Genomic DNA, 20009 nt, shown 5'->3' with positions numbered 1-20009 from the left:
GTTACACTTCCTTGAACTAGAAATTTTAAGCCTCACCTTGTACCCAAATGAAGCAGCCGTCAAGGGACAACCAGCACACTAACTAGGCGACTCAACTGATTGATCTTTACGTTTTTCTTACCAAAGCGTACAGTAGCCGCCCCTTATTTAAACGTTGTAAGACACGGATATGTTCAGCGTACACAACTCATCGCTACACAAAGCACTCTCATCCTCACTGCGAGAAAGCACACAAAAAGAAAGTACAGCACTCGAACGACTCGCTAGCGGAAAGCGTATTAATTCAGCCGCTGATGATGCAGCGGGTCTACAAGTTAGCGACCGCCTAACTACATCTATCATTTCTGATACGCAAGTTGTGCGTAATCTCAATGACGGCATCAGTTACGCACAAATTGCCGAGGGCGCTTTGTCCACACTCGGTCAGAATTTACAACGGATGCGGGAACTTGCCGTGCAAGCCCAATCAGGCATAGCAAGTGATGCTGACCGCAAAGCCTTAGATGAGGAATTTCAGCAACTGAAGCAAGAAATAGACAGTATTGCCTACGACACAGAAGCATTTGGACGTCACCCCTTACTCGGACCTAATGTTGAAGAAGATAATCTGTCTAATGTGCAAGCCCTCGATGATGTTTTTACCAATGGTCAAAGTGGGTCGTTGAGCTCGGGGCTACAAACTATTAGCTACATTCCTGCCGGCGCAAGTGGCATACATTTCAGTATTAACAGCCTCACACAAGATGATGACATTCAATTGTTCACCGCTGCTGGAGTACATTTAGCCGGTACCGCTTTGGGTGATGACGTATGGGATAGCACAGCAATTAGTTCTGCCAGTGATATGGATTCTCGTTTTTTGCTGCCGAACAGTGGGTACAACAATGACGCGACATACGACGCCTCTAGTCTTAACACCGGTGGCACTTCGAGTTATGGCGGGATGAATATCACGTATAGCGGAGATGGAGATATCGATAACAGTGGCACTATCTCTGCGGGTGAAACGCCCGTTGAATCTATTACTATCGATTCGGTGACTACCCCTCTTGTTTTGAGCGTGGTAGGGTCTGGCTCGTTTAGCTACACCATTTCGTGGACCGACCCAGGCTCAACAAGCCCAGCTGGCTCAGAATATGGCGATGAGGGAGACGTGCGTGTTACAGCAACCAATACACCTCAGGCTGATGAAGACTTTGTAACACTAAATAAAACTCCCTCTTCACTTGAAGACCTCTCACTGTCTGATCTGGCACTAGATCCATATGAAGCAGCAGAAGCTGCGCTTGGTACATTAGATTCTGCCATTGAGACAGTCAGTGACTACCGAGCGGCATATGGCGCAAAGATGAATGAAATGACAAGCGCCTTACGCAACACCCAGCAACAAGAAGACAACGCGAGCGCTACACGTTCACGTATTCTCGATACAGACTATGCCAAAGAAACCGCTACACTCGCGGCCAATCAAATTGTAAAACAAGCCAGCACCGCAATGCTCTCGCAAGCCAATACACAAATTGAACGGGTGCTACCTATCATTAACTCTATTTCAGAGAGTTAACTGTACACTTTGATACAAGCCTATACATTTTCCGAGAAGATGTGTCAGGAAAGAGTCAGCACAATACGCTCCGTAAGGTTAACAACCCATGAATACAATACGGAGATTCTTCCATGGCACACACTTTTTCTCGCACATTGTGCGGCATCGCAGTCGCAGCAAGTTTATGTTTAGTTACCGCTTGTGGTAGCAACAATAGTAAAAAACAAGTCGACCATAATCAGCAACCCGACACTCCAGATATTGCAGTGGCTTATCAGGGCAGTTGGCAAGCTAATGGGTATGGTATGGCGCTTCAGGTTGGTAATGACAACGCCAAACTTTACATGTACACCAGCGATTATTGCTTGTTACAACAAGATTTCGGTTCACTCAACACCGCCGATCTTAAGCGCAACGTTCGCCTGTCGAGCGACAACAATAGCTTAAACTGGTACGCCGGCACGGGCACGGCAGACTTTGGTGCTCCCGGTATCGATTTTGAGAAACAAACCACATTACCCAACGCCTGCTTAGGTGAGGTGTTAACGCCGAATTCTTCTCTCGATAACGGCGAATTGTTTGCGCTGTACAGCCAAATAATGGAAGAGTACTACGTTGATTTTTCCCGCATGAATGTGGATTGGTCTGCACTAGCCTTTGAGCTAAGCACCTCAATAACTGGCAATATCAACACGATGTACGAAGCCATCTATCAATCCTTTATCGCATTACAAGACGGCCACAACACCTTTGAATCGTCACAAGGTCTGAATATTCAGGTGCTTGGTAAGCCCACTCATGTGATGACATTAATTGAAGAATACGCCGACGCAAATGGTCTCACTTATCCTTTAGAAGAAAGTGAATTAACACCAGCCATCATTGCCGATATTAATGCTTATGTGGAAAACACTATTGTCCAAGAACGTCTCATTACAGAGGGATATGCCACATCTAACATTCAACGTGACCAAAGTGAATTAGTGTCGTGGTTTAGTATTGAACGCATAGGTTATTTGCGTATTGATGCCATGACGGGTTACAGCACTGTTGATGAAGAAGAGGATGATCTGGCTCGCGTTACATCATCTTTAAACAACATCAATGCGGTATTAGATGAAGCCTTGCAAGACCTCAGCAATACCGACGGCTTAATTTTAGATATCCGTACCAATGGGGGCGGTAATGATTACATCAGCTTGGCTATCGCCAGCCGCTTTACCGATACCGATTTTATTGGTTACAAGAAATACGCTCGTGATGGCAATAGTGTTACTGAAACCAAAGTGGTGACTATTGAACCGGCTGACCACCCCCGATATGCCAACAAACCAGTCGTTCTTTTAACAAGTACCGACACAGCATCAGCAGCAGAAACCCTGGCAATGAGTCTTGCACAGTTGGATACCGTGCACATTGTAGGTGAGGCGACTCAAGGGATTTTCTCAGACAAATTAGAGTGGATATTACCAGGCAACTTTGTACTGGCCCTGTCGAATGAATTCTATCTCACTGCCGGTGACGAATGGCTTGAAGGGCAAGGTGTACCGGTTGATGACTATTCACCTTACTTCACCCCATTTGCCCGCAATAACCAACAAGATCCTGCTGTGCTGCGCGCCCTAGCCGTGTTGGAATAAACAGTCTCCTGACTGATTGCACAATGTGTAATAGTCTCCCTTTGGCCGGAATCTTGTTCCGGCCTTTTTTGTGTAGCCACCTAGTTTTTTGGTACTTCAATGGGTAATTCAGCTGCTTGCCACCCAAGCATGTCTCCTTCCAAATGGAACAATTCACTGAGCCCCTGTGACTGCATTGCGTCTATGGCTAATTCAGCTCTACGCCCCGAGCGACAATAAACCACTACAGGTTTATCTCGCAATTTATCTAAGTCAGCGTCACCCGATAAAATCAGGTTGTGTGGAATATTGATCGCACCGGGCACATGGCCCTGAGTAAACTCTTCGACACTTCTTACATCCACAATGACTTTCTCTGCTGTATTTTGCAGTAAAGTTTCAGCATTGATTTTATTATTGACCCTATCGCTTGCGAACACATTTGACGATGCCACTATCAGCAACAAACTGACACTTACTAATTTCAACCACTTCATCATGATTCTCCTTCAAAAGTGATGTTATTTGCACAAGGTTTGGCTAGGTTAACTGTTGATTTGTGTACACATAATTACAATAACACTTTAGTTAAAAGCGCCAGTTTAAGCCGTGAAATACGAGTTAACGATGAATTAGTTATGTAGATTACCGCGTTTTGATAGGGAATGTCAGGGTGAAGCGCGCCCCGCCGAGAGCTTCCCCTTGTGCAACCTGTACTGTTCCGCCGAGGTGATTAATCACTCGGTATGAAAACGCGAGGCCAATACCAAACCCTGTTTTCGCATTATTATTAAGACGCACAAAGGGTTTGAAAATGGCATCGTATTTATCTTCAGGGATGCCCTCACCATCATCTTCAATGGCAATATGTATATTTTCCCCGGATCGACACAGTGTAATCAGGCAACGTTGTTTTGCATGTTTACAGGCGTTGTGAAGAATATTGTCTAATGCCACAGATAGCATAGACTGATTTGCCTTTACGATTAGCGGCTCTGTTGGAAGCTCGGCGTTAATATCCGCTTCCTCCCCGCGCTCATCAATTAGTTGGTTCAGTAATGTATTGACAACTATGTCGTCTTGCTCAGCGGTTTCTAATGCATGTTCTAAACGGGTAAACGTGAGCATTTCCCCGATCATGGTTTCCATATGGTCTAAACTTCGATTGAGCTTATCTTCGTACTTCGCCTTTAAAGCAGGATCATCGGTTTCTGACAAGGTGTCTATGCCCATACGGATGCGAGCTAGTGGTGTTCTCAATTCGTGAGATAAACCGCCACTGAGTAGCTTAATGTCTTCTAACAGTTGAGCAATGCGCTCGGCCATGCCATTGAACTCTTGCTCTATGTCTTTTAAATACCAACCAGCACCTTCTGGTACGCGGGTTGAAAAATCGCCTTCACCGATTTGCTTTGCTGCCTTGCGCAATAAATGTAAACGCCTAGCGAAGGGATACAACCAAACCAATAGGGCCAGTATCAAGCCCGCATAAAACACGATGGTCAGTATCAGTTTTAGCGGGCGCTTGGACTCATCAGGTTTGTCAAATCGTGCTACCAGTATACGGGTACCGTCCGATGTTAAAATTAACAATTGATAACCAGATTCCATCTCCAGCAACACGTGATCTTGTTGCTTCAACATGGCGAGTAATGATTTTGGCAAGGCTTGAGGTTCAACACTTTGATAAGTAAAACCTGCTTGGGGATACTGATTAAGTTGAGCGGAAAGCTGTGTATGATTAGGTTGTTCTGCCATCAGGTGCATCAGAGGTAAAACTGACGCAACCCGACGGTCAATCTCGGTATTATTGGTATCGTCATCCAACTCTAAATACACTTGGTCTAGGGTCCAGCTGAGTCCTGCCAGCACCACCAATACAAGCGCAATTGAAGCAGCGGTAAACTTATTGATCACCAGACGTCTCTGGCAAGTTGATAGCCTCGGCCCCAAATTGTTTTGATTTTATAGGGCTTGCCTCCACTGTCGCCTAATTTTTTTCGCAAACGCGATACGCATAAGTCGGTAGAGCGATCAAAGCCATCAAACTCAAACCCCCTTAGTGTTTTGGTCATGTCATCACGGGTTACCACTTGCCCGACATGGGTTACCAGCAACCACAGCGCGTCAAACTCTTTACTTGATACCGAGATTTCCTCGCTGTCTAAGTATACTTGTCTGTCGGCTTGGTTGACCACCAGCCCGCCAATCGAAATCGCATCGTCATCACTGTCTTGCGTGTCGGCTTTATGACTGATGCGGCGCAATAGCGCCTTAATGCGCGTTTCTAGTATTCGGCCTCGTACCGGCTTAGTGAGGTAATCATCAGCCCCCATTTCTAAACCCAGTATTTCGTCCATTTCTTCATCGCGTGCTGTCAGCATAATAATGGGCGTTTCTTGCTGTGAGCGCACAGCTCGACAAACTTCCAAGCCATCTAAACCTGGCAACATGCCATCCAAAATAATAAGGTCGGGGGCTTGTGTCAAAATGGCCTCTAGTGCCGCTTGTCCATTGTGAAAAACGGTCACTTGATAGAGTTTTTGGGTCAAATATTCGGCAATCCATTCAGCCAGTTCTACGTCATCTTCTACCAAAAAAATGTGCGTTTTCATGCGGTTTTCCTTCCTACAACTAAAACAAACGCCAGCGCGCGGCTTTTCGTTTCGACTGTTTATACACCCATGCATACCGAATGATAGATTTTGCTTTCTGCTCGGTGTCGGTACTCAGCACGAGTGGTTGGTCTGTGGTCATTTGTATTTCACCATGAAACTCACCGGCCTTCGAAGCTCGCCAACACTGTAGCTGCGCATCACTGAGATAAAGGCAAATATTCAATGGCGTCGCAGACTGCCAGGTCACTTCAATATCAACATAACACGCCTGCCCTTGTTCCATGGTGACGCATTGCTCTGGCTCTAATGAATACGAAAAGTGCTCGTTGGCATTTGCGACACTGCTTTGCAACGCCAAGACACACAATAGCAGCCCTTGTATTATCAATTTCATCACCTGCTCCTAGAACACGTAATTGATAATAATGCCAACAACCGAACGGCTAGGCGCGCGATAGCCATCACCCAACATAACAGATTGCGAGTAGGGGCTGTCTAAAATCGTGTCTGCTATCTGCGTGTGGCGTACGTATCCGTCAACCACGATATCCTCAGAAAAAGGATAGCTGAACCCCACTTGGTATGTCACATTCACACCCGCGCCCGCGTGGTATTCAGGTAAGCTGGTGTCGGCACTGACGTCGGACGTGCCATAGTAAAAATCGAGTAACTCGGCATTGCGATATTGCGCACCAACAGAGCCATAGAACTGGGTATTCTTCCAAAAGACACTTTTAGACAACCACAAAGACCCATACATGCCGCCGTCGTAATCGGGATGATAATTAAACGGCGCTGCGATAAATTGTACGTCGACCCCAAGCACAGACCCTGTGCCTCGAAGCCCCGCATATATCGTGGCCATTTTATCAAACTTCATTTCTTCGTTTTGGTATTCCAAACTGCCATGAGAAAATGAACCGATAATGTCGAACTCCCAATTCTCGTAGTTCAACAAGTTGTAACCAACGGCAAAGTCGGGGTTAAACTTACTGGGTCGCCCAGGAAATTCTACGAATAACCCATTTTCAAAATAATAAGCGCCGTTCAGTGCCACGCGTAAACGAAAGCCGCGGTCGCGATACAGGTCTTCGCGGTATTCAATGCCACCACCGATAGAAAAATAACCACCGCTGACCCGTTCGCCCCAAGCGTCTTGTTCTGTCTCTTGCGAAAAGGCCAGCGGAGAAAACAGCAAAGCTGCCATTAATATAAGTTGAGTAATACTTTTCATTATTATCATCCATAACATGTGCTAACTACGATGCTATGTGAGTTTGTTCCTGTTTGTCGTATCAGTTCCTACCAAAATGTATCGAAATGTAGCAACCCTAATCAACACCACTGAAACACAGTACCCAATATGACACGAAAACACGACTGCGTTTTTGTAAACACATGTATCCACATCAAGGGTAATACAAACGCCAGCCAACATTTAAACAAAATTTACATTACTCACTGGTTAGAATATCGCCACATCGCCGATATAAAAATTAACCACGACAACGGCATCGATAAGGATGGAGGACGTAAAATGGCTGTATCAGACACTCTGGCAAACCGCACGAATATTCAGTCTTTTCGCTCTATACCTACGCCCACGGGCAACGCGACACCATCGCTAACAACCAGCGCAGACAAACCTTCATCTACGTCTGATGCGCCGTCAACATCGCAAATCGAAAGCAGCGACCACACGGTATTTTCGTCATGGCGACGTGAAAACCAAGATAAAACCTACACACTAGAACAGTTAAAGACCAATTGGCTTGCCGAAGCTGAGCGCATGGTAGCCCAACACTATGGATTGAAAGGTGAAGGTGACCATACCCTATATGTGCAATTTAACGACGACCCCGACGCAAGTTACCTAGCGAGCGTTAGCTACTTTACCGAACAAGATGACGCCCTCAGCCGAGCAACTGACCAAGTATTAACCCTCTCAACCAATGCATTCCCGCAGGGACAAAACGATAATGGCGGCTATAAACCCTTTTATGGTGACAGGGTTGTTGCACATGAAATGGTTCACGCGATCATGGGACAAACCGTCGATATGGACGCTTTGCCTACGTGGTTTAAAGAAGGCAGTGCCGAATTTATACACGGTGCAGATGAACGTTTGGCGTATCACCTCGCCAGTCAAGATGGCAACCTTAACAATGGCTACAATGAGCAGGATATTGACCAGTTTGCTGCTGACACTGACTTTTTCCACCAGTGGCAAGGCAGCAGTGAAGCATACGCCAAAAGCTATGTTGCCGTGCGCTTTTTGCATCAAGATATTGTTGAGCATGGTGGCAATGGCGTAAAAGACGTGATGCAATTTCTCACCGATGAGAAAATGCTCGCGACAGGCAATGCAACCCTCGACAATGCCCTTGCCTATTTAGCTTATGAAGGCAAAACCTCATACCAATCCGAAGCCGAATTTATCGAAGACTTTACCCAACAAGCGCCGACCTACATTAAAAACATGAATCTGAATAATGACGATACCGGCGCAATTGGCGGAGCAGATGCCGATGGCGGCGAGATCAAAACGGCAGAGAGCGTGGTAGATAACACCCTTAAATCAGCCCCAAACCACCCGTTGAAGGGCTATAATCAAGTGATTTTTTCTGAACCTAACATACAGGCTGTCGCTTGAATTGGGTTAGATATAACGCCAACCGACACGATTCTTTGCAGTAACTTAGCTCTTTCAAGTAATAAGTTCTGTGTACCTTGATATCGTATTGGGCCTCTAATGTGAAAGACGGCTGTGTACCTTGAGTTCAACTGGTGAATGCAACGCTATCCTTATTTAAGGAGGAATGTTGCCATGAACCGAAGAAAACGTATTTATTATTCACCCGAACAAAAAGCACTTATTTGGGACAGGTATAAGCGAGGCGATTCGCTACATGATATCGCTAGAATGTTTGATCGCTTTCATTCTTCGATTATGCCAACCATCTATCAAACTGGTGGGTTTCGGCCACCAGAACGAAAAAGACATCCACAGTCCCTCTCGCTTTATGAGAGAGAAGAGATATCGCGTTGCTTAGTCAGTAAACAATCCATTCGGGAAATTGCCAGACGTTTGTCTAGAGCACCATCAACAATCAGCAGAGAGATAAAAAGAAATGGCGGTTTAAATGGCTACCGTGCCGTCAAAGCAGATCAACGAGCATGGGACGAAGCACTAAGACCTAAGCCATGTAAGTTAATCGGTGCGCCAGAGTTGTGTAAACTGATAGCTGTTAAGCTTAAAAGAGCATGGTCACCACAGCAAATTTCGGGTTGGTTAAAGCGACAATATCCCGATAATCAGGAAATGTACGTGTCCCACGAAACCATCTATAAAACACTGTTCATCCAGACGCGTGGAGCGTTGAAGAAAGAGCTGCAACGGTGCTTAAGAACGAAAAGAGCTGTTCGAAAGTCTCGCGCATCAACGCTAAAAGGTCGAGGCTTAGGCCAAATTACAGATGCTTTATCAATCAGTGAACGCCCAGCTTCCGTCGAGGATAGAGCCGTGCCTGGGCATTGGGAAGGCGACCTGATATGCGGCTCATAGAACAGCTATATCGCAACTCTTGTCGAGCGCCATTCTCGTTATGTAATGCTCGCCAAAGTAGAAGATAGTAAGTCATCTACGGTTATTGCTGCTCTGATTAAACAAGCCCAAAAACTACCAAGCGAATTATATAAATCCCTCACATGGGATAGAGGCAGGGAAATCAAAGACCACAGGCAGTTCACGCTGGCGACTGACATCAAAGTATATCTCTGTGATCCTCATTCTCCCTGGCAACGCGGTTCAAATGAAAATACCAATAGGCTATTGAGACAGTATTTTCCTAAAAGCACTGACTTATCAGTACACAGTCAACAAAAGCTTAGTAGCGTCGCCAGACAACTCAACGAAAGGCCGAGAAAGACGTTAGACTATGAAACACCAGCTCAGAGATTTAATCAGTGTGTTGCAGCCATCGATTGAACTCACAACGTATAGCGGACCTAAAACCCTAGATGGCCTGCGGCAACAATAAGCGATTTGTAAGCCTTAGTTCATCAGCTTAGAAGTACAATTTCTGGCTATCGAGCTATCGATATTGTAACCTCAACGTGAGCATAAATGATCAGTATGGATGAGCAATGAGCAAGGGTATGAAAGATCTATTTCCCGGCTATTTGCAAAATCCGCTTCAACTGAACCATCAACCCAAAAAGCATGGACTATTAACCCGATTTGTCTGGACCACAATGTCAATTTTACTGGAGCAAATCGGTGTAGCGTCTGGTACTCATTTTGTGTTTACTGCCGGTAATCACTATCTGAATAGCAACAACTGATGACTGTTAGTAATCAAAAAGTGTTTATCGTACCTGTAGAACGCGTAGATGGCCTTCGCGATGCAAAATGACTATCGTCGATTAGTGTCGGCCATTGTTCATTTCAGCCTATTTTAGCTGCTACACTTACGACACGCTTAACGAGTAATTGGGAACAGAAATGGATCAACGTGACAGCAAGCCTGAAGTGACAGTCGAAGCTTTAGAGGCAGAAATAGCCGACCTGATCGATGATCCTGTGCTCAGAGAAGAATGGCTTAATACACATATCCCCATTCTGGAATCAAAAACACCTAAGAGCCACTTCAACACTCCCTCGGATAGAGCAAAGCTCATGCAAGTTGTGCTTGAAATGAAATTTGGTGAGATGGCTTAGGTCGCTTGAGTAACAGCGACCTAAGCCATTAAATGCAAAGTCCGCCAGAGCAAGTTCGGTTTCGACAACAAAGCCCCGCACGAGCGAGGCTTTGGATTCAAGAAAGTTGAATCAATTAATATGGAACGTAATCTCAATTTACGAAACCAAAAAAGTTCTATAAAAACAACTATCAAAATGACTGGAAAAGTCTTTTCGCAAGCTCTTTATCGATTTAAATCTTTCATCTATGTGACCGTCAAAAAATTTAAAACTTCGAACAAATGATCGCAAGTTCAATTCGCCAATCTCACCGACCAGCACGACCCTCAATGCGTCATCTATAATGCCTTTGTCGATTAAATCTTGTCTTGGGCCTGACATTTCAATATCGACACAATTATCTGTCCATGTCGCAGAATACAACCAATTATTTGCATCAACTTCAATCTCTTCATTAGATTCAGATGAAATAAAGAAAAACATTTCCCAGTTCCGAGGAGGCACCCCTAAAACGATCTGCCACCCACTGCCATCTATTGGAAAAATGTCCATATCACGAATTTCATAAAATTCATCATCATCACCAGTCGATATCGACAGTACATCGATCTCATCTTTCTCCGGGGAAGGACCAAGTTCCCACCCCAATGATGGGTTGTTTCCAAGTATCTTGCCCATTAACTCGATGAAACCTTCCTCAGGAACTTTGTCCTTATGGTTCATCAAGTGAGTCAGATTGACTACTAACTCATCTACGTTTTTCAAACTTTAAATCCTCATTTTTTTTCCGGCGGTGGGATACCATACTTTTCCCAATCTGCTTCTTTTACAGAGTTTATCTTATTGTCGAGATTATCAACTCCGCCACGAGCATTCATTTCTTTCTGTTCTTGGATTCTAAGTTCTTTTGATGAAGCCTCACCCATATCGGTGGTGATGTCACCCGCTTCTCTCATTCGTCCGTCTTTTCCATTACCCGAACGTAAATCTGGGGAATCGGCTTTAGTTTGCCCAATATAATCTTTTCCAGATGAAGTTCTACTTCCGGGTACAAGATAAGTGCATGCATTATGAACCCACATATTTGTCTTGCCGACAAAATAAGTATGGTCCGTATCCACAGTGAGGTTGTAAGCATACTGAGGTTCCTTATTAACGTGAATACCAACAATACTAATATCGTTTTCAGATTTAGGCCCAGAAACCACAGTTCCAGAGGCTAGTTCTCCAGCAGGTAACCAACCTTGACCGTCCACATAAAACGGATGCTCCGCTGTTGTGGTAATCGTTTCTTCAACACCGTTTTCGTCAACAACACTAAAAGTAATTGTTTCTTCGTGCCAGTCCTTGAAGGTATCAGTCACCTCGCGCCAACTAACTTCACCTGATTCATCACTCTTAGAAAGTACGATGTCTCCCACTTCTATTTCGACAATGGTTTTATAGCCATCCTTCGTTAAAATTTGGGTCTCAGGACTAAAGCTACATCCCTTGTTCATAATATTGGCAAGCTTACCCGCCCTTTGCACCATTTTCGCAGGATTAACCATACCAACAGCTGCATCAGTCATCGCGGCACCAACATCTACTTCTCCAGTCGTTGCATACTGAATCGCCGCTTCAACCGCCACATTTGCTACGTAGCTAACAACAAAGTTAAGGAATTTGCCTGTAGGGTCAGTGTTATTGACTGGGTCATTTGCAACATAAGCATAAAGATTCATCTGGTCTTCATAGCCCACAGGGTCAGTTTGAAGGAATCGCCCTAGCTTTGGATGATAAATCCGTGCTTTGTAGTACCACAAATTCGCCTCTGCCAACCAAATTTGGCCAGTATAACCAAACTTTATACTAGGAGTTGACTCTGGCCATCCCCAGTTGTCGTAGCGCTGTGTATCAATTGTATTGCCTGAAGAATTGGATATAACGACAATACTGCCTTGATGATTCGCACGCAAATGTCGACGGTTGCTCGAAGTGACACTGGCACCTGTGAACCATGCAATGGGATCATCTATACTGCATCCATGAACATAACGATTTGCTGGTGAAGTAGAGGAATTGGTGTAATCAGCAACGAGCTCATCGCCATCAAATAACCAGTATGTTGTTGTGCTACCACTTTTAGACTTATACAACTTACCATGAGGGTCATACCAGTATTCCCCTTTCACCGCTCCAGATGTTGTAGTGGTTTTAACTAAACGATTTTCTTGATCAAAATAATATTTTAGCGTGCCATCATTCGTCAGGTTACCTTTGGTGTCATAAGAAAACCCTTTACCACTCACGGTCGTATATTGGTTGAGGCCATTAACGCTGTAGGATGTATCAGTTTGTCCAATATTGGGAGCGAAGGCTGTTTTCGACGAGGTCAGATTGACTACTTGGTTAGCCGGGTTATATGAGTATTGATAGGTATTGTCGTAAGTTGTACCAGCCAAGTTATGTGTCAATTTAGACAATCGACCGCTATTGAAAAAATCGTAGTCTGAAGTGATCCCGCCAGTCAGTTTATCCAATCGCCCCTTCGAATCATAACTGTAGGCGGCTAGTGTGCCGGCTGTACTATGTGTAATACTTTTAACGCGATAGATGTAATCAGGGGTGTAAGTGAACGTATGATTGTCGGGGTGCTTCAGGGTTTTACGGAAACCTGTTTTACTGTATGTTGAAGTGAGTGTCCGGGAAATACTATTTAGATTTATGGTCGACGTAAGCGCATTTCCGAAGATGTCATATGTAGTAGAAATGCCTTCTCCTGTTGACGATCCATACCGAGCGTATAACTCCAGTCCACGGTTGTCATAACCATAGTACACATCTTGCGTATGCACAGCAGCAATACCAGAGCTTGCCGGAACTTTTTTCCATGCCATACGATTGAGGCTATCGTATCCAAAAGTCAGTGTATTCCCGTCACGCTTACGCCAACTAGTTCTATTATCATTCCCATCGTAACCGTACTTTTCGTAGTCTGTTGTCGACTCGGACAGAGCCCCTTTAGTTTTACTGGGAAAGTACCAATGCGTCAGGCGATCGTAGCCGTCGTAGGCTAGCTTGGCTGTGTTGTCGTTGGCATCAGTGATATACTCCAACTTTCCATTATCGGTGTAAGTATTAACCTGATACGTTTGTTCGAGTGATGTTCCATAGGCCTTAATAATTTGGGTAAGCTGACCAGCATCGTCATACACATTCTTAGTGATCCGATCTTTCCCATAATTACCTTCGTTACCCAGTGAACATGCGTCACTGGGTAACGAATTCATGTTCATTCGTTGCGCCGTGCACACCGTTCGGTTCCAGGCGTCGTATGAGTACTGAGTGACATTGGCATTAGCACCGCCTGCAACAACTTTATCCTGTATTTTTCTTCCCAATGCATCATAGCTGTACTGCACATACATTGTGACGGACATATTATCCAGATTAGACTGTGCCGTGCCCGTCGCAGTGCCACTTTCAATTTTTGTTATTTGGCTGTCATCGTTATACGTTGTGCGTTTAGCCAAACGCGGTAATGAGCCAGAACCATCGGGGTCGGCAGAAATTTCGCCGGTGTTACGACCGATGCTATCGTAATAGTAGTAGGTCGTATTGCCATCTTCATCTTTGTCATGGGTGACAAGACCTGCATTATTGCGTGTGTAAGTTCGGACCCCCGACAAACTGCCATTTCCGGCAGCAATAGTCACCGTTTTAGGTAAGAAAGTTTTCTCCCAGAAAACCGTAGTGGTCTTAATTTCCTTGGCTGTACCGCCACAATTAACGCCTTCAGTACACATAGACATACCAGTCTGGCGCCAAATAGTGCCATTCCCGGTGTTGTAACTGGTATAACTGTATGTGGTCACAGGGCGCACACCATTTACAGCCGGAGCTGTGACTGTAAGCACTCCACCGTGAGTACTACTATAGCTGTAGTTTGTCTGCAATCCACGGCCGTCTTTCACCCAGGTTGGTTTGTTGCAGATTTTAGGGTTACTGCAACTAATAGGGTATGACGCTTGAAAGATAACCCGGTTTGACTCTGCACTGCCGGGTTTAGGCAGCTGGGTGATTTTGGACAGGTTTCCCCGAGCGTCGTAATCGTAATGATATCCGTTTTGCTCTGGTGTCCTAGCGATATCAAGTAAGTTATTTACTTGGTAGGTATTGGTGGTTGTTCGATTCAACTCGTCTTTATAAAGAGTCAGTTTTGTGTTGACGTACCCGGTTGGACAACTATTAGTTGAACCGTAATCATATCCATTGTTAACCCAGTCGTATTCCACTTTTCGCGATTTGTTCAACGGGCTGGTCAGTGTTTTGGATTCATCTACATTGTCATACTTCCAAGTTTTCCCCCCTCGAACAATTGATTTAACGGGGATAGATGTACCGATTCCCGCACTTTCCATATATTTCCATTGTGAAGCATTTTGCATGTGGTAGTTGATTTGAGTCACGACTCCCGCCGGAGAAACGACTGACACGGGCTGCATAGGAGTATGATCTGTTAGGTACATGAAAGAGAAACTTAAATCAGAGCCGGGAATCCCTCCCGCAGTGTAGCCACACCGCTGTACCGAACCACCTTGAAAGTCTATGGAGTAAGTGCGCCCTTCATCATCAGATTGTGTAATGCTTATTGTTTTGGGTGAACCTGTACTGACGACAGTGGTTTCTGTTAACGTATCTAACAAAGTACTACCTTTGTACATCTTGATGTTACGTGTACTGGTTCCTGTGGAAGCAGATAGATTACGGTACCGGAACCAGTTGTAACCGGCAGTAGAAGACGGTGAAAAAGAACTGCTGACGGAAGACTCGATACTCAGGTTGTAGCCTAAATTACTGGTGATAGAGTCCACCACATATTTTTGACCACCAACGGTTTTGGTAGTGCTATAAGTGTTGTAAGTGAGTTTTTCACCGTTGGGGTATAAGATAGTTTGGACATAGGCGTAAGCACTGTATTCAGCAGCATTACAGCCGTCTTCACCGTCAATATCATTACAATACGCTACTACATTTTCCAATGTAGGAAAAAATGTATATGTAGTGCCATCAGCACTGGTATACACGTAGTTGTGACGACTCAGTCGATTTAAAATCGACCCATCCGGCTTTACATCTTGCTCACACACACCTTGGTCCTGACAGGTAAAAAGGCGATCTTTTCCGTTAACATGAACGCGTACATGGCGATCGCTGAGATACGCACTATAACCAGGACGGTAAGTTGAATCATCCAAGTAAACAGTGAACGAGTAATGATTCTTTCGGCCGTTAAACGTGGTATTCGCGTTAAGGTGGCCGGCGCCAGGCACATTGAATCCCAATGGCGATGCCGTTGTATAACTACCGGAAGTCGCATCAACTCCGTTGAAATCCGGTCGAAGTGATAGTACGGGCAATTCGTCGAAGTTGTATTCCTGCGCCGAAACCGCAGGCGTCCCCAACAAAACAGTGATGGCAACCGCTGCATAGTGCAGGGCTAATTTAATCGCTCTCATTTGTCTTCCTTGATAGTGGTCCATATGAGGACCGTGCATCGTACTTACTGTCTACATGGTATAAGTCTTTTCCTATACTACAATTAACATCACACTATTGATAAATCCACAAAATATTCACTTTTCTTTGACAAGATTTTGTATTCGCTCTACAGTCGCAATCTACACTTCGAGAATTAGTTTGTTTCTCTGTTTGCACTTCCTATAACGAGAATTATGTAACGACAAGGACTGTTACTATGAAAAGAAAAGGAATAATTTCAAACTTATTTCATACTTCCATGTACTTGGTTGGTGTTTGTTCAGCCTTAGCATTTGGGATGACGTCCGCAACTGCTGCGAGTTCCGTGAAAGGCCACATCGATGCACCTCCCAGTGATTATGAGAATTTCCGAATTCGAGGCTGGGCTTGCCAAACAGAACGCAACGAATCAATTAGAGTACACATTATATTGGATGGGAGAGCTGGCGTAGGGACTTTGTATCGCGCTATACAAGCGAACCTCAACTCAGAACAAGGCGTTGCTAACGCGTGTAGCAACAGCCATTTCAAAAACCGTTTCAATTTGATCGTTCCCATCGCAGATACTTACAAACATCGCGGTAAATCGATCTATATTCACGGTATTTCTACTATTGGTTCTGGCAATAGTTTGTTAGCTAGGTCTGGTACCTACAGTTTCCCAGATATTCCGACCAGCCAGATTGTAGGAAATATCGATGTTCTAACAAAATCAGGGAATGACTACTACGTCAGAGGTTGGGCGTGCCAGAAATATTTCACTAAATCGATTGATGTTCATGTTTATGCTGGTGGTGGAGCGGGAAGCGGTGGTACTCACGTCGCGACCGGTACAGCAAACCTTACTAGTAGTTCGGCTATAGCCAATGCATGTGGTACTTCCGCAACCGCATACAGATATGACCTAAAAATTCCAGCAGACAAAGTTAACCAATTTGCAGGTGAGTCAATCTATGTGCACGGCATCTCCATTGTAGGTACTAGTAATTTGGCTATCAACAATTCAGGTACTTTCAAACTACCGAATTCAGGTTCGACAGTGAAGTATGAATATAACGCTTTGGGGCGGCTGGAAAGGGTGTATGAAGATAACGTTTTGCGTGAAGATTATACCTACGATGAGGCTGGTAACCGCAAAACGGTTGAGAATAAAAACTAGCGATACCTATGCACTTTTAATTGAGTCGGGGCTTGATGCCCCTTTTTCACACATAGAGGGATATAAAAGGGGGAGGATTTTAGAATTAAGCGAGTTTATTTACCATCATATGTTAGTTAAATATGCTACTAATCTTCAGGATTCTGATAGGTACCGTGGTTGTTCGTATACAACTAAATCCCGAAGCTTTAAAGGTGTGCTTTAGGTTGTAAGCTCCCTGCTGGTTATGGATGTACTGCACTGTCGATGATAGCTGGTTGGGTTTGTTAGATGGTTGTGTAGTGGTAAGCCCCAAGTTCCCCGACACTCTATAGCTTTATAATTACATAAACTATGAGGTGTTACTAATGAGTGGAAAACGCTACCCAGAAGAATTTAAAATCCAGGCTGTTGAGCAAGGCCATACTTTGTCCTCTGTGGCTGAACGTCTAGGTATCAGTTACAAGTCCCTGTCAGATTGGGTGAAGCGTTACGATAAACCAGCTAGCCAACGGAAGCAGGATGATGAGCAGGCTGCCGAACTCCGTCGCCTTCGTGCTGAGTTGAAACGCGTTACGATGGAACGAGACATATTCAAGGAAGCTGTTGTCATTTGTTTTCCAAGATTCGATCAACTCATTTCTGAACGGTTGATAACGTTATTTTCCGGCATTTCATCATCAACAGGGGTAACGTGATTCATTAGTTCATCACGCAGTAACTCAAGTTCATTTTTAGCGCCAGTGTAAAACGAGTTAATCACTGATTTTTCTTCACCACTTGAAGCGTGATCTAGCCTTGCTTTTCGTTCTTGGCCTAACTCAATTAGGCGCTTTTCGATGTATGAAAAAGTGTTCATTCTGCTACCTTTTTTCCAATACTATTAATTGTCAAATTACCAGATGGTAATCGTCAGCATGTAGCTCACCTGAGTTACCATTTTTGTCATGTATTACTACAGCACCATCATTTGATTCGCTGAGCCTGCTGATACCAACTTTTGGATCTAATAACGCTAAGAGCATCAAAAAGTCCATAGTGGTGAATAGCAATAGAGCTTGGGATGCCGAACATATTATTTCAAAATCTACGCCCCCTAACTTCATGTTTGAGCCAAAGAATTTATGTCTTACATGCCCTGATTGTAATAATGAAAAGCGTGACACTCGAGTATTAGATAGAGAAAGTAGAGTAAGATTTCCAATGAATTCGGCTGCCTATAAAATAGTGCACCCGCATTTCGATAGCTATGGTGAGCATTTAGAGGTCATTGTCGTTGGAAAACTGTATAGAATGCCCCCCCAAAGGAAGATATACATATCGAATCTATGGTTTAGACCGTTTTATGATGGATGCGGGGCTTTGTAGAGAAGAAAATGGGGACGATAATGTGCAAAAACTGATAACGTCTGCACTTATGGATTCAAAAAATTATGAAGTTTACGAGGAGAAAGTTTTGGAAGCTTTATTGCTAAAGCACTCAAAGCTGAGAAGAATTTAGCTCAAATCTAATCTGACGCTGACACCAGAAAAACTGGGTAACTGTCAGATCAAGTCTGAGCTAGTACAATTAAAAAGATACGTCAATAAAACGCTCGCAGTCTGACGCCAAAATCTCTTTGTTTCGGCGCAACTTAAGCGGGCGTTGAACGTCTTTGTCTAAAGCAGCCCTCCCCCTACTTGAGGCCGGTCAGAGCTTATACGAGTCAGTAAAGTTGAATTAATCATAAAGACTCTGACCTGAGAGTTCGACTTACGCAGAGCGTGGTGTATTGCCCACCTTAAATTGCGCTTGCTGTAGTTCCACCACTTTTTGTTCATTACAACGACCTTTGCGACAACAACGTTGTAATTCGGCGTGGTGCTTTTCAGCGTAGTCGCGAATAATACCGGTGAGAATATTGCGCAGCCATGCTAACCCTGCATCATTATCTTGGCGTTTGTGCCATAGCGCCATGATTTGTACCGGTGGTAACTCAACCGGGGTTTCATATACTGCAAGTTCATCATTTAGTAATTCTTGCTCCACCGCCATTGACGGCACCACGGCAATCAAATCCGTTTGTTTGAGCAAAGGCACCAATGCTCGATAGTGATTAACTGTCATCGCAATACGACGTGAAATACCCAACTCTGCTAAAGCAACCTCAGTAATTCCCGTGGTATCGCCCGACGCAGAAATAAGCAGGTGATCAGCGGCAATAAAGCCTTCGAGGGTCAGTTCCTCTTTGGCCAATGGGTGATCTTTACGCATCACACAAGCAAAGCGAGGTGTCATCAGATATTGACTGCGTATCACGCTAGATAACGTGGGCAAGGCACCAAGGACGAGATCAACTTCAGCATCATTTAACAGCTGTTCATGGTTAGAAATTGTATTGGGAATGGCGTGAATATTGATATTCGGCGCTTCCTTCTCGATAATTTTACGCAACTCTACCCACGCCATATCCACAAATATGTCTTTTGCAGCAATACGGAAGGTGCGACGCGCTTTTTTTGGGTCAAAGTTTGTCGGGTCAACCGCGTCTTCTAATTGACGAAGCGGCTCTTTCACTTGCATCCAAATATTTTGCGCGAACACTGTGGGTTGAATTCCGCGTCCATCCTTAACAAACAGTTCGTCTTTCCAGGCTACCCGCATACGAGATAATGCGTTAGACACCGCGGGTTGTGTCATCGCTAAGCGGTCGGCGGCTCGTGTAATTGACCCTTCCGTCATAATGGCATCAAAAATAACCAGCAAATTCATTTCCTGATGGCGCATAACCTTTCTCACTGTTGTTTGTATGTTAAACAACTATACATCATATTTTGTGATATGACTCATATTAACTAATAATTTTTTTTATTGATTATTGGC

The 20009-nt window shown here is 44.5% G+C and carries 15 protein-coding genes and 2 pseudogenes; 8 read left to right on the top strand and 9 right to left on the bottom strand.

Annotated features, from left to right (window positions below):
* The first annotated feature begins 169 nt into the window (after positions 1–169).
* Together ACXAH6_RS10510 and ACXAH6_RS10505 are read left to right on the top strand one after the other, a co-directional pair.
* Complete coding sequence (locus ACXAH6_RS10510; RefSeq protein WP_474876622.1) at positions 170–1564, top strand: flagellin N-terminal helical domain-containing protein; 1395 nt, start codon at positions 170–172, stop codon at positions 1562–1564.
* Positions 1565–1677: 113 nt separating this feature from the next.
* The gene (locus ACXAH6_RS10505) at positions 1678–3186 is read left to right on the top strand and encodes a S41 family peptidase (protein WP_474876621.1); all 1509 of its coding nucleotides are present in this window, start codon (positions 1678–1680) and stop codon (positions 3184–3186) included.
* Positions 3187–3266: 80 nt separating this feature from the next.
* Here ACXAH6_RS10505 and ACXAH6_RS10500 read toward each other — a convergent pair whose 3' ends face one another.
* The 5 genes from ACXAH6_RS10500 to ACXAH6_RS10480 form a co-directional block, all read right to left on the bottom strand.
* Positions 3267–3665 (bottom strand): rhodanese-like domain-containing protein, encoded by a 399-nt coding sequence (locus tag ACXAH6_RS10500; protein ID WP_474876620.1) that lies wholly within the window; start codon positions 3663–3665, stop codon positions 3267–3269.
* A 145-nt stretch (positions 3666–3810) separates the two neighbouring features.
* Entirely contained in the window at positions 3811–5082 is a 1272-nt protein-coding gene (locus ACXAH6_RS10495) for a sensor histidine kinase (RefSeq protein ID WP_474876619.1), read from the bottom strand.
* Positions 5079–5780: a response regulator gene (locus ACXAH6_RS10490; protein WP_474876618.1), complete on the bottom strand. Its 702-nt coding sequence runs from the start codon at positions 5778–5780 to the stop codon at positions 5079–5081. The genes ACXAH6_RS10495 and ACXAH6_RS10490 overlap by 4 nt, the downstream gene beginning before the upstream one ends.
* A 19-nt stretch (positions 5781–5799) precedes the next feature.
* Positions 5800–6177 (bottom strand): DUF3019 domain-containing protein, encoded by a 378-nt coding sequence (locus tag ACXAH6_RS10485; RefSeq protein WP_474876617.1) that lies wholly within the window; start codon positions 6175–6177, stop codon positions 5800–5802.
* Between the two features lie 9 nt (positions 6178–6186).
* The gene (locus tag ACXAH6_RS10480; protein ID WP_474876616.1) at positions 6187–7017 is read right to left on the bottom strand and encodes a MipA/OmpV family protein; all 831 of its coding nucleotides are present in this window, start codon (positions 7015–7017) and stop codon (positions 6187–6189) included.
* A gap of 303 nt (positions 7018–7320) precedes the next feature.
* Between ACXAH6_RS10480 and ACXAH6_RS10475 the strand changes: the two genes are divergently transcribed.
* From ACXAH6_RS10475 to ACXAH6_RS10460, 4 genes and pseudogenes are all read left to right on the top strand, one after another.
* Positions 7321–8436, top strand: a complete 1116-nt coding sequence (locus tag ACXAH6_RS10475) for a flagellinolysin (RefSeq protein ID WP_474876615.1) — start codon at positions 7321–7323, stop codon at positions 8434–8436.
* Between the two features lie 174 nt (positions 8437–8610).
* A pseudogene (locus ACXAH6_RS10470) lies at positions 8611–9771 on the top strand (IS30 family transposase).
* 170 nt (positions 9772–9941) lie between these two features.
* Positions 9942–10127, top strand: coding sequence for a hypothetical protein (locus ACXAH6_RS10465; protein WP_474876614.1), 186 nt, complete (start codon positions 9942–9944; stop codon positions 10125–10127).
* 160 nt (positions 10128–10287) lie between these two features.
* Complete coding sequence (locus tag ACXAH6_RS10460) at positions 10288–10503, top strand: hypothetical protein (RefSeq protein WP_474876613.1); 216 nt, start codon at positions 10288–10290, stop codon at positions 10501–10503.
* A 138-nt stretch (positions 10504–10641) separates the two neighbouring features.
* Here the strand turns inward: ACXAH6_RS10460 and ACXAH6_RS10455 are convergent, their stop codons facing one another.
* Positions 10642–11250, bottom strand: a complete 609-nt coding sequence (locus tag ACXAH6_RS10455) for a hypothetical protein (RefSeq protein ID WP_474876612.1) — start codon at positions 11248–11250, stop codon at positions 10642–10644.
* Between the two features lie 11 nt (positions 11251–11261).
* On the bottom strand, positions 11262–15986 hold the full coding sequence (locus tag ACXAH6_RS10450; protein WP_474876611.1) for a polymorphic toxin-type HINT domain-containing protein: 4725 nt from the start codon (positions 15984–15986) through the stop codon (positions 11262–11264).
* Between the two features lie 239 nt (positions 15987–16225).
* On the opposite strand from ACXAH6_RS10450, the gene ACXAH6_RS10445 reads away from it, so the two are divergent.
* Complete coding sequence (locus tag ACXAH6_RS10445) at positions 16226–17167, top strand: hypothetical protein (protein WP_474876610.1); 942 nt, start codon at positions 16226–16228, stop codon at positions 17165–17167.
* Positions 17168–17514: 347 nt separating this feature from the next.
* A pseudogene (locus ACXAH6_RS10440) lies at positions 17515–17748 on the top strand (transposase); the annotation flags it as partial.
* A gap of 29 nt (positions 17749–17777) precedes the next feature.
* On the opposite strand, the gene ACXAH6_RS10435 reads toward ACXAH6_RS10440, so the two are convergent.
* Positions 17778–18005: a hypothetical protein gene (locus ACXAH6_RS10435; RefSeq protein WP_474876775.1), complete on the bottom strand. Its 228-nt coding sequence runs from the start codon at positions 18003–18005 to the stop codon at positions 17778–17780.
* An 894-nt stretch (positions 18006–18899) separates the two neighbouring features.
* Positions 18900–19913 carry a LysR family transcriptional regulator gene (locus ACXAH6_RS10430; protein ID WP_474876609.1) on the bottom strand — a complete coding sequence of 338 codons (1014 nt, stop codon included), beginning with the start codon at positions 19911–19913 and terminating at the stop codon, positions 18900–18902.
* Positions 19914–20009: the final 96 nt, after the last annotated feature.

The organism is Alteromonas sp. ABE4_545 (genome assembly GCF_056161325.1).
Note: the sequence above shows the minus strand (reverse complement) of the source record. Positions and strands in the feature narration are given on the sequence as shown.

Excerpts from the sequence above, each read along its gene's own strand:
- ACXAH6_RS10500 (WP_474876620.1), bottom strand. The coding sequence starts at position 3,665 with ATGATGAAGTGGTTGAAATTAGTAAGTGTCAGTTTGTTGCTGATAGTG.
- ACXAH6_RS10460 (WP_474876613.1), top strand. The coding sequence starts at position 10,288 with ATGGATCAACGTGACAGCAAGCCTGAAGTGACAGTCGAAGCTTTAGAG.
- ACXAH6_RS10430 (WP_474876609.1), bottom strand. The coding sequence starts at position 19,913 with ATGCGCCATCAGGAAATGAATTTGCTGGTTATTTTTGATGCCATTATG.
- ACXAH6_RS10450 (WP_474876611.1), bottom strand. The coding sequence starts at position 15,986 with ATGAGAGCGATTAAATTAGCCCTGCACTATGCAGCGGTTGCCATCACT.
- ACXAH6_RS10465 (WP_474876614.1), top strand. The coding sequence starts at position 9,942 with ATGAAAGATCTATTTCCCGGCTATTTGCAAAATCCGCTTCAACTGAAC.
- ACXAH6_RS10490 (WP_474876618.1), bottom strand. The coding sequence starts at position 5,780 with ATGAAAACGCACATTTTTTTGGTAGAAGATGACGTAGAACTGGCTGAA.
- ACXAH6_RS10505 (WP_474876621.1), top strand. The coding sequence starts at position 1,678 with ATGGCACACACTTTTTCTCGCACATTGTGCGGCATCGCAGTCGCAGCA.
- ACXAH6_RS10445 (WP_474876610.1), top strand. The coding sequence starts at position 16,226 with ATGAAAAGAAAAGGAATAATTTCAAACTTATTTCATACTTCCATGTAC.
- ACXAH6_RS10475 (WP_474876615.1), top strand. The coding sequence starts at position 7,321 with ATGGCTGTATCAGACACTCTGGCAAACCGCACGAATATTCAGTCTTTT.
- ACXAH6_RS10435 (WP_474876775.1), bottom strand. The coding sequence starts at position 18,005 with ATGAACACTTTTTCATACATCGAAAAGCGCCTAATTGAGTTAGGCCAA.
- ACXAH6_RS10510 (WP_474876622.1), top strand. The coding sequence starts at position 170 with ATGTTCAGCGTACACAACTCATCGCTACACAAAGCACTCTCATCCTCA.
- ACXAH6_RS10485 (WP_474876617.1), bottom strand. The coding sequence starts at position 6,177 with ATGAAATTGATAATACAAGGGCTGCTATTGTGTGTCTTGGCGTTGCAA.
- ACXAH6_RS10480 (WP_474876616.1), bottom strand. The coding sequence starts at position 7,017 with ATGAAAAGTATTACTCAACTTATATTAATGGCAGCTTTGCTGTTTTCT.